This is a genomic window from Mycobacterium spongiae (assembly GCF_018278905.1).
Lineage (GTDB): Bacteria > Actinomycetota > Actinomycetes > Mycobacteriales > Mycobacteriaceae > Mycobacterium > Mycobacterium spongiae.
In genome coordinates, this window is sequence record NZ_CP046600.1 from 2,097,113 (window position 1) to 2,112,933 (window position 15,821).

The 15,821-nt window shown below is 70.5% G+C and carries 5 protein-coding genes and 3 pseudogenes; 3 read left to right on the top strand and 5 right to left on the bottom strand.

Annotation, left to right across the window (positions count from 1 at the left end; all coding sequences use genetic code 11):
* Positions 1 to 98: 98 nt before the first annotated feature.
* Positions 99 to 299, top strand: a pseudogene (locus tag F6B93_RS08705) (transposase); the annotation flags it as partial.
* Positions 300 to 401: 102 nt separating this feature from the next.
* Here F6B93_RS08705 and F6B93_RS08710 read toward each other — a convergent pair.
* Together F6B93_RS08710 and F6B93_RS08715 are read right to left on the bottom strand one after the other, a co-directional pair.
* Positions 402 to 2,036 (bottom strand): PE family protein, encoded by a 1,635-nt coding sequence (locus tag F6B93_RS08710; protein ID WP_211698737.1) that lies wholly within the window; start codon positions 2,034 to 2,036, stop codon positions 402 to 404.
* A gap of 221 nt (positions 2,037 to 2,257) precedes the next feature.
* Positions 2,258 to 3,505, bottom strand: coding sequence for an Rv1453 family transcriptional regulator (locus F6B93_RS08715; protein ID WP_211698738.1), 1,248 nt, complete (start codon positions 3,503 to 3,505; stop codon positions 2,258 to 2,260).
* A gap of 225 nt (positions 3,506 to 3,730) precedes the next feature.
* Between F6B93_RS08715 and F6B93_RS08720 the strand changes: the two genes are divergently transcribed.
* Complete coding sequence (locus tag F6B93_RS08720) at positions 3,731 to 7,795, top strand: PE family protein (RefSeq protein WP_211698739.1); 4,065 nt, start codon at positions 3,731 to 3,733, stop codon at positions 7,793 to 7,795.
* A 47-nt stretch (positions 7,796 to 7,842) separates the two neighbouring features.
* Here the strand turns inward: F6B93_RS08720 and F6B93_RS08725 are convergent.
* Positions 7,843 to 8,550, bottom strand: a pseudogene (locus F6B93_RS08725) (SDR family oxidoreductase); the annotation flags it as partial.
* Between F6B93_RS08725 and F6B93_RS22770 the strand changes: the two are divergent.
* Positions 8,550 to 8,654: pseudogene (locus tag F6B93_RS22770) on the top strand (phosphotransferase family protein); the annotation flags it as partial. The pseudogenes F6B93_RS08725 and F6B93_RS22770 sit on opposite strands and share 1 nt — an antisense overlap.
* 331 nt (positions 8,655 to 8,985) lie before the next feature.
* Here the strand turns inward: F6B93_RS22770 and F6B93_RS08730 are convergent.
* Together F6B93_RS08730 and car are read right to left on the bottom strand one after the other, a co-directional pair.
* Positions 8,986 to 11,580, bottom strand: a complete 2,595-nt coding sequence (locus tag F6B93_RS08730) for a PE family protein (protein ID WP_211698740.1) — start codon at positions 11,578 to 11,580, stop codon at positions 8,986 to 8,988.
* 457 nt (positions 11,581 to 12,037) lie between these two features.
* A complete protein-coding gene (car, locus tag F6B93_RS08735) occupies positions 12,038 to 15,598 on the bottom strand; it encodes a carboxylic acid reductase (RefSeq protein ID WP_211698741.1) in 3,561 nt (1,186 codons plus the stop codon).
* Positions 15,599 to 15,821 lie beyond the last annotated feature (223 nt).

The window sequence follows — 15,821 nt, forward strand, 5'->3', positions numbered from 1 at the left end:
CGCAGGGCCGGAGTTCGCGCACCTACTCGCGCAACCGCGTGTGCGGCGATTTCGGGGTCCACAACGAGCGGGGAGAGCCGGCCTACGTGCGCTTCGACAAAGTGGAAACGATGGTGCGCGAGGCCGGCCCAGACAGCACCGACTTCGCCGATGTCCCTGTGCCGCACTGGGAAAGAGATCTGCTCCACCAATTCGGTGGAGCGACTCAATTAAGAGATCAGGCGCCGCACCGAGTCGTGCGTGTCTTCCCCAACCCAGCCGCATTACTGCGACTGGCCGGCTACGTGATGGTCGAAGCCGCCGAATGATAGGTCGCCGACCAGCGCTTCCTGTCCGAAACCCACCGACCCGGGGTCAGCCAGCCGGGATTGTGCGAGGAGCGAACGGGGTGGGGCTGGCAGCTATGACGATCCATTGGCCCCGTCATTGCCAATAAGTATTCCGCCGGTGCCGCCGGTGCCGCCGGTGCCGCCGTTGATGCCGTTGCCGCCGTTACCGCCGTTGCCGAACAATGCTGGTGTAAAGGTGCCGTCGGAAATTACCCCGACGTTTCCGCCGTTACCGCCGTTGGCGAGGACGCCACCCGCGCCGGCGTTGCCGCCGTCCCCGGCGACTGCGAAGCTGAGCAGGCCGCCAGCGTCGCCGCCGTCACCGCCATTGCCGCCAGTGCCAGCGAGACTGTCGCCACCAAAACCGCCAGCGCCACCGAAGGCTGGGCCCACAAGCGCCGCACCTTGGCCGCCACTGCCGCCGGCGCCGCCGGCGGTGCTGCCGAAGCCGCCAATTCCGCCGAGACCGCCGACGCCCATGCCCACCAGCGCGGCACCCGTACCGCCGGCACCGCCGGTGCCGGCGAATTCGGCGACGCCACCCAAGCCGCCGTCACCGGCGACGGCCACGCCGAGGAGCACGCCGGTCGTGCCGCCCAGGCCACCCGAACCGCCGGTGCCGCCTGACCCGCTGACGGTGCCGCCGACTCCACCAACACCGCCGGCGCCGGCCTGGCTATAGCCGGACACGCCGCCGGCGTTACCGCCGCCGCCGCCGTCACCGCCGGCTCCGCTGAGGCCGGTCGCGGCACCACCGGCGCCACCGTCACCACCGAGACTGAACAGGGATCCGGTCCCGTCGCCGCCGGCACCGCCGGCACCGCCGGTGGCATCGCCCGCTCCGCCCGCGCCCCCGGCGCCGCCCACGCCAAACAACGGACCGTTTCCGGCGCCACCGGCTCCGCCGTCGCCACCGGTTGCGCCTGATCCACCGGCACCGCCGGCCCCCCCGATTCCCACGCCGCTGCTGGCGCCGCCGGCACCGCCGGTGCCCCCGGTTCCAGCGGGAGCGAAACCGCCAGCACCGCCATTGCCGCCCCAGCCGAACAAGGGGGCGGCGCCGCCGGCCCCACCAGCACCAGCTATGCCGGCAGCGGCCAGCGAACCTCCGGCGCCGCCATTGCCGCCGTTGCCGAGCAGCCATCCGCCGCGGCCGCCGGCCCCGCCGGCCCCGCCGTCGAAGCCATTTCCGCCGGCCCCGCCGCTGCCGATCAGGCCGGCTTCGCCGCCATTACCGCCGTTGGCGGTGGCCCCGCTGGTGAAGCTAAAGCCGTTGCCGCCGTTGCCGAACAAGAAGCCACCCGCGCCGCCGTTGGGGCTTGCGGCCGTCCCGTTGGCTCCGTTGCCGATCAGCGGGCGTCCGAACAGCGCCTGTGTGGGCGCATTGATCACACCCAACACGCTGTTTTCCACCGCTTGGGCGGCGTTGGCCGCCTCGGCGCTCGCGTATGCGCCGCCGGAGGCGGTCAATGTTTGGACAAAGCTTTGATGAAGCGCCGCAGCTTGAGCGCTCAGCGACTGGTACTGCTGCGCGTAGCCCGAAAATATCGACGCAACTGCCGCTGACACCTCGTCGGCACCGGCGGCCAGCACCCCGGTCGTCGATGCTGCTGCCGCCGCGTTTGCCGCATTGAGCGTGGTACCGACGGCTTCAATACTCTGCGCCGCCGTCGCCAGTACCTCCGGAGCTGCGATCACAAACGACATCAAAACCCTCCGCTCATCGGGCCGTAACGTTCGGTCGTAGGAAGTCTGACAGCGAAAGTCCGCCTGTTATCGCGTTTGCGAGAAATTCATAGACGCCACCTAAGTGCCAGGGCGCGTCCACGTCGCAACACTCACGCCTGATCCGGGATTGCTGTGCGGCAATCTGGATACCCAGCATCTCAGCGTGGGAACGCCTGAAACCCGGGCCGCTGGTGGTGGCGCTATTCGGCGAATGGTGGCGGGGGATCGTTGTTGCTGGCGCCGCGCCACTGTAGGGCATTCAACGCTACGGCAACTTCGAGGGCGTTGTCATCGAGGGATCGGGGCAGGAGTCGCTGGGCGGTCTCGAGTCGGTGCACCAGGGAGTTGCGGTGCATATGAAGCTGGTGGGCGGCGCGTGAGACGTTGCAATTTCGTTTGATGAAGGTTCGCATCGCGAGGTGCAGCTCTGGGCTGGCCGCCTCAAAGTCCCCGAGGGTGTTCTTGATGAAGTCGTTTGCACCGTCGAAGTTTTCAGTAAGCAGCGCAACCATTTCGACGTCGGGGAAAGAGGCCACTCGATGGGGTGATCGGAGTCGGATCAGCATCTGTCGGGTGGCGTGAGCATCGAGGTGGCTGCGACGGAACCCCTCGATTCCCGGCGCGGGCGCTCCGATGGCGACACGTACGTGTGGTGTGTCGGCGAGTGCTTCGTGGATCTGGTCGCTGTCCAACGCTGCGGCGTCGTTGACCCACACCCAGCGGGTGTCAACCCCGGCTATCACCGTGAGCGGGCGCGGGCAGCCGAGGGCATGGCCGAATGCCGCAGCGGCATCGTCGAGGTAGCGGTGGTCGGCATCGTGCTGGTCGCTCCAGAGAATCGCGGCAACATGTGATCGGTCGAGTGGGTAGTCCAAGCGGGCTTGGGCATGCTCGCGGTCCAGGGGCGCACGGTCGAGGATGAGATCGGCAATTTGACGGCGCTCGGCGGCGATGTTGCGGGTCAGCTCGTCGTGCTCTAACTCCATTTGCGCGGTAATGCCCGCAAGGGTGGCGTCGATGAATGTACTGACTGACCTAAACGGCACGTCGAGCAATCCGTGCAGCTCGTCAGGATCTGTGGTGAGGCTGAACGCGATCTCCGTCCAGCGCTGCCAGGCCACGTTTTGTCCGATCCGATAGATGTCAATAGTCAGCCGTTCCAGGCCGAGGCGCATCAGCTCTCGGGCCATTCGCAACGGCTGGATGCCCAGATTTGGGGCCACCGGTTCACCGGGGTTTCGTAAGTGGGAGAGCGCGAAGTGGTGCAAGTTGGCACGGTTGGCGCGGCTGATGACTTTCGCCAGTTCAGCGCGCTCGGGAATGGGTGGGGTGGCGGCCAGCGTGGCTTGGTCGTATTCCTCGAGCCATTCGTGGCTGGGCTCGAGGGCAATGCGCGCTGCTTCGCGGATCAGCTCCCTCACCCGCGGCGAAGGCTCCCGCGATACCACACGCCGAGCCTAGGGCACATCAAGTCCCGCGCACATGTCAATTTCGCTATGAATTGTTCCCGATTCGCGCAATCTTGCCCTCGATTCGACGCCATTCAAAACGGGACTATTCACGCAACGGTGCGGCGCTGGACATGAATCAGGCGTAGGCACCCGCCGGCTCGGATTCGGCATGTTTTTCTGCTTCGCCCCGGGCTGGATTTCTTGATTCGCTGGAGGTGCGGAATGTCGTTGGTGATTGTGGCGCCGGAGCTGGTGGTGGCAGCGGCGGCGGACTTGGCGGGTATTGGGTCGACGATCAGCGCGGCCAATGCGGCTGCAGCGGGTTCGACCACGACGGTGTTGGCGGCGGGGGCCGATGAGGTGTCGGCGGCGATTGCGGCATTGTTCAGCGCGCATGCTGCGGACTATCAGACGATCGGTGCGCAGGTGGCGGCGTTTCATGAGCACTTTGTACAGAATCTCCACGCCGGTGTGGGCGCTTACGGGGTCGCCGAGGCCGCCAACGTGGAGCAGGCCTTGTTGAACGCGGTCAACGGGCCCACCCAAGCGTTGTTGGGGCGCCCGTTGATCGGCAATGGCGCCGACGGCACGGCTGGTACCGGACAGGTTGGTGGGCCCGGCGGGCTGTTGTGGGGCAATGGCGGCAATGGCGGGTCTGGTGCGCTGGGCCAGGCCGGCGGAGCCGGCGGGTCGGCCGGGTTGTTTGGCAATGGCGGTGCGGGTGGTGCCGCCGGATCGAGCGGTCCTTCAGGAAACGGCGCAATTGGCGGGGCTGGCGGACGCGGCGGGTCCCTGTTCGGCAACGGTGGTACCGGTGGTGTCGGAGGCCAGGGCACGGTGAGTGGGGGCGCCGGTGGGGCCGGCGGGTTCGCGGGGCTGATCGGTGCCGGCGGCTCCGGCGGCGCCGGGGGGGCTGCGATCGGCATCGGCGGCGTTGGTGGGGCCGGCGGGAACGCCGGGATCTTGTACGGCCCTGGTGGCATCGGCGGGGCCGGCGGAGTGTCGGTCTTGAGTCACGGGGGCGCCGGCGGTGCCGGCGGTGCTGCCGGGTTGATCGGCAACGGCGCCGTCGGTGGCGTCGGCGGCGCCGGCGCCACCGACGGTGGTGCCGGTGGTGCCGGCGGCAACGCCCGGCTATTCGGTGACGGCGGTGTCGGGGGTCTCGGCGGTACCAGCGAGGTTGCCGGCAACGGTGGCGCCGGCGGTGATGGCGGCCTGGGCGGACGCGTGTACGGCAACGGTGGGGCCGGCGGTGGTGGCGGTACGGGTCCGGCCGCTGGTAGCGGGGGTAGTGGTGGTCATGGTGGCGCGGGCGGCGACGCCGGACTCTGGGGCGCTGGCGGGCGTGGCGGCACCGGCGGGCACGGTGGTGACGGCGCTCCCGGTGGGGTTGGTGTCGACGGCGGTGTCGGTGGTGATGCCGGTGATGGTGGTGTTGGTGGGGCCGGTGGGTTCTTGATTGGTGCCGGTGGTGCCGGTGGTGCCGGCGGCATCGGTGGCACCGGGGGTAGCGGCGTTGATGGTCCCGACGCGACGGCTCCGGGCAGTAATGGCGGCTCCGGCGGCACCGGTGGCACTGGCGGGGCCGGCGGAGCTGGTGGCGCTGGCGGTAAGGGGGGCTTGCTCAGTTTCCTTGGCGGTGACGGTGCCGGCGGGGCCGGCGGTGATGGCGGTGCTGGCGGGGCCGGAGGTAACGGTGGTAATGGCGCCGCGGGCACGTTTATGAGTGGCGGTACCGGCCAGGGCGGTGATGGCGGTAACGGCGGTGAGGCCGGTCTCGGTGGGTCCGGCGGCAAGGGTGGCGCCGGCTCGACTACCGGTGTTGACGGGCAGACCGGGGCTACGAGCACCAGCACCGGCAAGGGCGGCGACGGTGGTCGAGGTGCTGACGCCACCGAGTTCGGTGTTAGCGGTGGCGATGGCGGAGACGGTGGTAACGGTGGTCTCTACGGCAACGGCGGCAAGGGCGGCGACGGCGGTAAGGGCGCGACCGGGCTCGTTGGTCCCGACGCGATCTCGGCTGGGCAGTCGGGGACTGGTGGTCAAGCCGGCGGGGCTGGCGGGGCCGGCGGGGCCGGCGGCAACGGTGGGGCCATGGCCGGCGACGGTGGTGCCGGTGGTTCTGGTGGTGCTGGTGGGGAAGGAGGTGCCGGTGGTGCGGGAAAGAGCGGTACCGATGCCACGATGGCCGGCGCCGACGGCACTGACGGTGGCCACGGTGGTGAGGGCGGTTCCGGTGGCAACGGCGGCGACGGCGGGATGGGCGGTCAGGCCCAAGCCGCGGGACACTCCGGCGGCCTCCAAGGCAGTGGCGGTGCCGGCGGCAAGGGTGGGGCCGGTGGGATTGCCGGTGATGGCGGCAACGGCGCAGACGGTGACATGGCTATCAACAGTGGCGCCGGCGGCGACGGCGGCAACGGCGGTAACCGAGGCGACGGTGGTGCCGGCGGGAAAGGCGGCACCGGCTCAACCACCGGTGCCGACGGCATGACCGGCAGCACGCCGACCAGTAGCGGCAACGGTGGCAACGGCGGCACCGGCGCGGCTGCGATCGCCACGCAAGCCACTGGCGGCACCGGCGGCAACGGTGGGCATGGCGGGCTGGTCGGCAACGGCGGAGACGGCGGCCAAGGTGGTACGGGCGGGCCGGGCAGCCCGGGTCTCTCGATCATCTTCCCGGGCGGCCAGGACGGCTTCGAGGGCGGTGATGGTGGCACCGGCGGCGCTGGCGGGGCCGGTGGTCGAGGCGGAGCCGAAGCCGGCAACGGTGGGGCCGGCGGCGCTGGCGGCATCGGCGGCATCGGCGGAGACGGCGGTGCTGGCGGGGCCGGCGACCCCGGGATGTTGGGTGTCAACGATGGCCGGGGTCAAGACGGCGGTAGCGGTGCGAACGGTGGGAAAGGCGGGACCGGCGGCAACGGCGGGGCCGCCGGTCTGGTGCAGGCCGCCGGGTTCAGCGACGGCGTCGAAGGTGCTGGCGGTGACGGCGGAACCGGCGGGGCCGGTGGAGCCGCTGGGAACGGCGGCAACGGTGCCGACGGTGACATCGCTGTCAACGCTGGCGCTGGCGGTAGCGGCGGCAACGGGGGTGACCCCGGCGTCGGCGGTGCCGGTGGGGCCGGCGGTACCGGCTCCACCCCAGGTGCAACGGGCACCGAGGGCTTCTCCCCGAACAGTGGCGGTGACGGTGGTATGGGCGGCCGCGGCGCCGACGCCACCGCCACCGGCGATAAGGGCGGCGTCGGCGGCGATGGCGGTGACGGCGGTTCGTGGGGTGACGGCGGCACCGGCGGCGCCGGCGGCAACGGTCAAACCGGCGCGGCCAACACGTCGCCAAGTGGTGTCGGCGGCACTGGCGGGCCTGGTGGTGTCGGCGGTGCCGGCGGTGCCGGTGGATCGCTGGGTGGCAACGGTGGTACGGGCGGTGCCGGCGGCGACGGCGCCGCGGGCGGCAAAGGCGGCCCCGGCAACGTCGGCACTCCCGGAATTGGTCCCAGCTCCACCGGCGGCACCGGCGACGTCGGTGGCACCGGTGGGTCCGGTGGTAAGGGTGGCAACGGCGGCGCCGGCGGTCTCGCGCAGGCGGCCGGGTTCAGCGACGGCAGCCACGGTGCAGGCGGAGCTGGCGGTGACGGCGGGATGGGTGGTACCGGCGGCGCCGGCGGCACCGGCGGCAGCAGCCCCATAGCCACTCTCACCGGCGGCACCGGCGGCGACGGCGGGGCCGGTGGTCCGGGTGGCGCGGGTGGTCTCGGCGGCACCGGCTCCAGCACCGGCGCTACCGGAGCGACCGGCACGGACGGCATCGGCGGCCCCGGCGGAAAGGGCGGCTTTGGGGGCCCGGCCGTCGCAGCCACAGGCGGCAATCCAGTCGGCGGTACCGGCGGCACCGGCGGAACCGGCGGCACCGGCAGCACCGGCGGCATGGGCGGTCCCGGGGGCACCGGCGGCAACGGCGCCAACGCCACCATCACCACCGGCGCCGGCGACGGCGGCGCTGGCGGTACCGGCGGCTTTGGTGGCACCGGCACAGACGGACCCGGGGGCAAAGGCGGTACCGGCGGGACGGGCGGCACCGGCGGCGACGGCCTGGGCCCACCCTTGGGCCTTGGCGGTGGCACCGGCGGTCAGGGCGGTACCGGCGGCTTCGGCGGCCCTGGGAGCGGGAGTCCTATCGTCAACGCACCCGAAGACGGCACCCCAGGGAACAACCCCACCGGCCCCAACGGCACCATTGGCGGCACCGGCGGCCCCGGCGGCTCCGGCAGCGCCGGCGGTAGTGGCTGAATCCGCTGGTCCAGTTAGCGCGGCGCCGTCGTGGCGGCCCTAACCCCTCACAACAGTCCGAGCAGGCGCAGATCGCTGACGTACTTGGCGATGATCGGCGGCGAGAGGTGCGGAATGTCCTTGTCCGGACCGATCTTCGCGTCCTGCACGGCCCTGCGGAACCGCGCTGTGGGAGCCACCGACCCGCGCACCGGCTTCTCCGGCGTGCGGTAGTTGTGCAATAGCGGCAACAACGACGCATGGCGCTGCCGTTCCGGCAGGGCGCGCAGGGTGGTCTCGAAGCGCGTCAGCCAGTCACCGTCGTCGGCGATCCGCTGGATTGCGCGTTGCCGGTTGCCCGCCGCGTCCAGCTCGTGGAACGAGCCCGGTACGATGCCCGTGGCCACCAGGCTCAGCATCATCCGGGTGAACATGTCCGGCACGTTGAGCTGACCCGCATAGGTGGTATCGGCCAGGATCATGTCGCAACGGAACACCGTAACCGGCAGGCCGCAGAGGTCGTGGGCCTCGCGCAGCAGCACCTCGCCGGCCCACTTGCTGTTGCCGTAGCCGTTGGCGTAGCTGTCGTCGATCCTGCGGGTTGCGCTGATGGCCCTGATGTCGGCGTCCTCGGTGAACGCTGACGGGGGGATCTGGTCGGCGACGCCGATCGTCGAGGTGTAGGTGTAGGGCTTGACCTTCGTGGTGAGCGCCAGTCGCAGCAACTCGGCGGTGCCCAGCACGTTCGGGCCGAACAGCTGGCTGTACGGCAGGACGCAGACGTATGGCCGAACAGGCCGAAGGCAGCGGCGACCCGGAGGAGGTTTCGCCCGACGTTGTGGCTCCGCTGATCGCCCGCGGCCTTGCCGAGATCGCCAAGCCGGCTTCGGAGGCGCGCGGTCACGGCGGTCCGTCGATTCCGCTGATCCCGTTGCTATCCAGCAGTGAGCCGCCGGCCACAGCGCCGCGAGGTTACCGCTGGCCCCGCCGTTGCCGCCGTTGCCGATCAGCACGGCGCTGCCGCCGAGCCACCGGATCCACCCGCCCCACTCAAGTCCCGCGCCAAGTCCGCCGGAGCTGCTCCCGAACCCGCCGCTCCCGGCGACGGAGAACGACAACCTGGCGTCGCGCCCCGGCCTCCGGCGCAGTAGTCACCCGGCACGCAGTCGCAGCACTGCACAGATGGCGGGCGTGATCCCAGCCTCGCGGCCCTACCCCAGGCCGTTGAGCCCGTCTTCGCCCACCAGCAGCCCGCTGGTGCCGCCAGCGCCGGCGCTGCCCGAGGTCGGCCCGGTTCCCCCGTTCCCGCCGTTCCCGCCGTTGCCAATCAGCATGGCGCCGCCGCCGATCCCGCCACCCCCGCCGGTAGCGTTGGCAGATTCTCCGCCGGCGCCGCCGGAACCGCCGGAACCGAACAGCTGGCCACCGGTTCCTCCGGTCCCGCCGTCACCGCCGGGGTCAGTACGAGCGATGCCGCCGGCCCCGCCGGCCCCGCCAGCACCCAACAAGCCGGCGTTGCCGCCGGCCCCGCCGGCCCCGCCAGCCCCGACAATGACTGCACGGGCGAGGCCGCCGGCGCCACCGGCGCCGCCATCGCCCAGCAAGCCGGCGTTGCCGCCGGCCCCGCCGGCACCCCCGGCGCCACCGACGCTGTATCCGCCGGCGCCCCCGGTGCCCCCGGTGCCGAACAACAGCCCGGCATCGCCGCCGTCGCCGCCCGCAGCTCCGCCGCCAGTTTGGCCGACTCCGCCCGTGCCGCCGGCCCCGCCGGGGCCGCCCAGCAGCCCGGCATCGCCGCCAAGGCCACCCGCGCCGCCGCCGGCGAAACCGAACCCGCCGGTGCCGCCGTCGCCGCCGCCGGCACCGACCAGACCGGCCAATACTCCGCCGGTACCGCCGGCGCCACCGGCTCCGCCGACCCCGCCGACGCCGGGAGCGCCCGCGCCGCCGTCTCCGCCGGCACCGCCGCCGCCCAGCAGCCCACCGGCCCCACCGGCCCCGCCGACACCGCCGATCCCGTTGGCGCCCGAGGTGAACCCGCCGGCTCCACCTATTCCGCCGCTGCCCGACAGCCACCCCCCAGCTCCGCCGGCCCCGCCGGCTCCGCCGTCACCCGCCGATGCGCTGCCCCCAGTGCCGCCGGTGCCACCAGCACCCCAGAGCCCAGCGGTCCCGCCGGCACCGCCGGGCGAACCCGAGTCGAGGGCAGCGGACCCGCCGGCTCCGCCGTCGCCGAGCAGCCAGCCACCGGGTGTGCCAGCGGCGCCGCTGCCGGCTGCGCCTGGGGTGCCGTTGGCGATCAGTGGGCGTCCGGTCAGCGCCTGGGTCGGTTCGTTGATCGCGGCCAGTGCCTGTTGTTGCAGGGTGTGCAGCGGTGAGGTGCTTACCGGGGCGTTGAATCCGTCGGCACCGATCAGCAGCCCGCTGATGCCGCCGACTCCGGTAGCGCCATCGGTCGTGCCGGTTCCGCCGATGCCGGCGTTGCCGCCGTTACCGGTGAGTACGGCGTTGCCGCCGTTCCCGCCGTTGCCGGCGGTCCCGCCGGCCGCGCCACCGGCACCTCCGGCGCCGCCGTTACCGAACAGCAGACCGCCCTGGCCGCCGGTCCCGCCGGTACCTCCGTCGCCATTCACACTGGATCCGCCGGTTCCGCCGACGCCGCCGTCACCCAGCCAGCCCGCCGTGCCGCCACCCCCGCCAGCCCCGCCGAGACCAACAGTGCTGTCTCCGCCGGCGCCACCGCTACCGCCGCTGGAGAACAACAGTCCGGCATTGCCGCCATTGCCGCCGGCCCCAGCCGCGGTCGCCCCGCCATTTCCGCCATTCCCGCCGGCGCCGCCGGCACCCAACAGCAGGCCGCCGTCCCCACCGCCCCCGCCATTCCCGGCCGTTCCGCCGCCTCCGCTGAAACCGCCGTCCCCGCCGGCCCCGCCAGCGCCCAGGAGGCCCCCGTTGCCGCCGGCCCCGCCGACCCCAGCGGTGGCGCCGCCGACCCCGCCGTCACCGCCGTCGCCTCCGCCATTGCCGATCAGCCCTGCCAGCAGCCCACCGGTTCCGCCGGCCCCGCCGTGTCCGCCGATCGCGCCGCCACCGCCGCCACGTCCGCCTACTCCGCCCGTCCCGCCAGATCCCAGCAACCCGCCCGCGCCGCCGGCCCCGCCCGCTCCGCCGACCCCGCCGCCAGACACCACGTCCCCGCCGGCCCCGCCGGCCCCGCCGGTACCCCACAGCCAGCCGCCCACCCCACCGGCCCCGCCGGAACCGCTATCTGCTCCCGATGAGCTGCCACCGGCGCCGCCTGCCCCGCCGGAACCGAACAACCCCGCCGCGCCGCCGGCACCACCGTTTTGGCCGGCTGCACCGGACCCGCCGGCTCCACCATTGCCCAGAAGCCACCCGCCTGGAGCGCCAGCGGCTCCGGTCCCGGGGGCTCCGTTGGCGCCGTTGCCGATCAGTGGCCGCCCGGTCAACGCCAGAACCGGCGCATTGATAGCGGCCAGCAGCGGCTCGGCGACCGAGGCCGCGTTGGCGGCCTCGGCGGCCCCATAGGCTCCGGCGCCGGCGGTCAAGGTTTGTACGAACTGGGCATGAAACGCCGCTGCCTGCGTGCTGATCGCCTGATAGGTCTGGGCGTGGCGGGAAAACAGCGCGGCAATCGCCGCTGAGACTTCGTCTTCGGCGGCGGTCAGGATGTTCGTCGTCGGGGTGGCTGCGGCCGAGGTGGCCGTACTCAGGGTCGAGGCGATGGCGGCCAAATCCGTTGCGGCGGCGCCCAGCATCTCCGGCGCCGCGACCACATACCCCATGTGGCACCTCCTGGTTGGTGGGAGCGCACCCGAGTGGCGTCCGCGGGAACGCGCGCCGAGGGGCCAATTCGAACACATCACCGGGCGAACATTCCGGGTTTTCGGCGAACTACTGCGCGGCTGCTTCTCAACGCGCGCGCTTGGACCGCGATTGTTGTGCGGCAGTCTGGATACCCAACATCTCAGCGTGGGAACGCCTGAAATCCTGCGAGACGTGCAGCGGTCGGTCCGGGAGACCTAGAGAAGTGCTCGGATCGATCATCGCAGCTAGCCGCCGAACACGACCGTACGGCGCGCCGAGAGTGCGGCGGGGCGGTCCCGGGAGGGGGAGTCCTATCGTTGGCCCCGGCGAAACCGGGAGCCCCGGGGACGGCCCCACCGGCCCCGACGGCACCAGCGGTAGTGGCTGAATCCGCTGGTCCAGTTAGCGCGGCGCCGTCCTGGCGGCCCTAACCCCTCACAACAGTCCGAGCAGGCGCAGATCGCTGACGTACTTGGCGATGATCGGCGGCGAGAGGTGCGGAATGTCCTTGTCCGGACCGATCTTCGCGTCCTGCACGGCCCTGCGGAACCGCGCTGTGGGAGCCACCGACCCGCGCACCGGCTTCTCCGGCGTGCGGTAGTTGTGTAACAGCGGCAACAACGACGCATGGCGCTGCCGTTCCGGCAGGGCGCGCAGGGTGGTCTCGAAGCGCGTCAGCCAGTCACCGTAGTCGGCGATCCGCTGGATCGAGCACCCGGCGACGGCGGGGTCGATCAACCAGTCGACGAATTCGTCGAGTCCGATGCCGTCGTCATAGGGGTTCATCACGTGGTAGGTGGCGAACCCGTCCCCGATCTGGGCGCCGAGTGTCGAGATTGCCTCGGCGATGAACTCGACGGGAAGGCCGTCGTAGTGCGCGCGTTGCCGGTTGCCCGCCGCGTCCAGCTCGTAGAACGAGCCCGGTGCGATGCCCGTGGCCACCAGGCTCAGCATCATCCGGGTGAACATGTCCGGCACGTTGAGCTGACCCGCATAGGTGGTATCGGCTAGGATCATGTCGCAGCGAAACACCGTAACCGGCAGGCCGCAGAGGTCGTGGGCCTCGCGCAGCAGCACCTCGCCGGCCCACTTGCTGTTGCCGTAGCCGTTGGCGTAGTTGTCGTCGATCCTGCGGGTTGCGCTGATGGCCCTGATGTCGGCGTCCTCGGTGAACGCTGACGGGGGGATCTGGTCGGCGACGCCGATCGTCGAGGTGTAGGTGTAGGGCTTGACCTTCGTGGTGAGCGCCAGTCGCAGCAACTCGGCGGTGCCCAGCACGTTCGGGCCGAACAGCTGCCTGTACGGCAGGACGTGGTTGACCAGGGCGGCCGGGTCGACGATCAGGTCAACCGTGTCGGCCAGCCGTTGCCAGGTCGCGCGGTCCAAGCCGAGGTCAGCTTCGCCCTTGTCGCCGGCCAGCACCTCGAGGTGGTCGGCGGCCAGGTTGTCGTAGTGCTGCAGCAGCTCGGGGTCACCGCTGTCGAACGTCTGGTCCAGACGGGCTCGCGCTTGCTCGTCGGAGCTGGCCCGCACTAGGCAGATCAGTTTGCCGTCGACGAGGTCCATGTGCTGCAACCACTCCAGCGCCAGGTAGCGACCTAGGAAGCCGGTGGCGCCGGTCAGCAACACCGTTCGCACGTGGGAGCTGGCAGCGGGCAGGTTCGGCGCGGCCGCCAGCGTGGCCGCGTCGATGAACTTGTCCAAGGTGAGATCGCTGGCGTGCACCTCGGTGGCGTGCCCGCCTGCGGCCTGGTGGACAGATGCGAACGTGGGCCGCGCGCTACCCGGCTCGCGGGCCGCTTCGATGTAGGCGGCCAGTGCCCGCAGGTCGGTCGCGGGGCTGACGATGACACCCACTGGCACGTCGATATCGAATATCTCGTGCAGCAAGGTGGCGAAGGACAGCGCCGACAGCGAGTCGCCGCCCAGGTCGGTGAAGTGCGCCTCGGGGCGCAGATCCGAGCTGGCGCTGCCTAGCAGCGCAGCCGCCGCGCGGCCCAACGTTTCCAGCACTGGAGCATCGGCGCCGCTGTGACGCAGGTTGCGCAGCTCGTTGGCCTGGCTGTCCGCCAAGTCGGTGTAGAGCTGCTCCAGCCGCTCGCCGAAGAACTTCTTCAACTGTGGCCGCGCCAGCTTGCGGATTCCGGTGAGCAGTCCGTTCTCCATCGTCCAGCATGTCGTTTCGATGATGAAGTCGCGCGGGATCTCATAGGACTGCAGCCCGGCCGCCTTGGCGACCTCCTGCAGGGAGTCTGCGAGTAGCGGTTTGAGCTCCTCGGCGCTGGATCGGGCCAAGGCTTCCGCGGTGGGGACAATCACCGCTAGCAGGTATGCGCGAGCGCTGTTGCCGTAGACGAAGATCTGCTCGACCAACGGGCTGTCGCCGAACACCGCCTCGAGTTTGGAGACGGTGACGAACTCGCCTTGGGACAGCTTCAGCACATTGTTGCGGCGGTCGAGGTAGACGAACTGTTCGGGGCCGACCTCGGCCATGACGTCGCCAGTGCGGTAGAAGCCGTCGGCGTCGAAGACGTCGGCGGTGATTTCGGGGCGCTTGTAATAGCCCGGGAACATGCTTTGCGTCTTGACCAGCAGCTCACCCCGCGGGAAGGGCTGGTCAGTGCGAAAGTAGCCCAGGTCCGGCACGTCGACCAGCTTGTAGTCGATCACCGCTGGCTGGCGCACCTCGTCGTCGATCAGGATCATCCCGGCTTCGGTGGAGCCATAGCCCTCCACCAGATGCACGTCGTCCAGCAGTGACTCGACCCACGCCTTCATGTCCTGTGAGATCGGCGCGGAACCGGTCAGCGCGGTAACGAATCGTCCGCCCAGCAGGCCGTTTCGCAGGTGTTCTTTCACCTGTTCTTCCAGCATCGAGCGATCGTCGCCATCGGATAGCCGCCGATCGAATTCGTTCTGGAACTCGGCGAACACCATGTCCCAGATGCGGGGCACGAAGCACAATTCGGTGGGCCGCACCAAAGCGAGGTCCTCAAACAGCGTCGACAGGTCGCTCTTAGCCACGAAGTACGCGGTGCCGCCGTGGGAGAGTGTCGCGTAGAGCATTTGGCGGCCCATGACGTGACTCATCGGCATGAAGTTGAGGCCGATCGACGGGCACGCCGTTGGGTCGAACCAGGAGGTCGAGTTGCGCCAGAAGGTCGTCACCCGGCTTTGGGGGTAGATCGCTCCTTTAGGAGCACCGGTACTTCCGGAGGTGTAGATCAGCAGGGCCAGCGGGTCCTCGGAGCCGTCCTCGGCAACGGCGGTCGCACCGACGTCGGTTCGGGGCGTCGCCGCACTAGGGGCAAGAGACTGCCCGCGCTCGACCAGGTCGTCAAGGGTCTCGATGAGAACCGCGCTGGCGTCGAGACGAGATCGGGCGGCGGCCAGAGCTTCGCGCTGCGTGTCGACCTCCGGGTGGTAGTCGAAAACGACCAGCCGTCGCGGCGCATGGCCGGTCAGTATCAGTTCGACGCCGTCGGCAAGATTGTCGATGCTCGCCGCGATCACGCTCGGCTCGGTCTCGGCGACGATGGGCCGCAGCCCGGCCGCGGGTGCGCTGGTCTGCAGGGGAACTGACACGGCGCCGAGCTGGATCAGCGCGATGTCGATGGTCGTGTAGTCGACGCTGTTGAAACCCAGCACACAAACCCGGTCGCCGGGACGTACCGAATGATCGGCGCTCAGCGCCGTGGCGAATCCGCCCGCACGGTCCCAAAGTTCGGCGTAGGTGAGCGTCTCGAATTCGGGCAGCAGCTCACGTGTCGTGCGACCGGTGTCGGGGTCGGTGATCAGGTGGGTCACGCGCTGGCCGAGCGCCGGGCGATCGGCGTATCCCTCCATGACCGTGCGGATGATCTGCGATAGCGAGACGTCGGGTCGGTCGATCGCTTCGGAGATGGCGTCGCTGGGCTTGGCGGCGGCGAACTGTGGGTCGTTGAGGTAGAGGTCCTCGATGCGGCGGGCAAGCCGCTCCTCGGGGCTGATTTCCATAACAGATCCCCTTCCAATAACCGGAGAGTGAAGAGGTAGCAGCGCCACGTTGCGCCGCTAGAAAGAACGTTAGCAAAAGTAACAATTTGCTTCAATAGTTTCCCATGGGTGGCCTCTGCGGTTCGGTGTGAGATGCACCACCGGGATCCCAGTCTCAGCCGCGAAATCCCAGTCCTGACTGTCAGTGTCCTGACAACCTGCTGCACGTTGTCGCCAGAGCTGC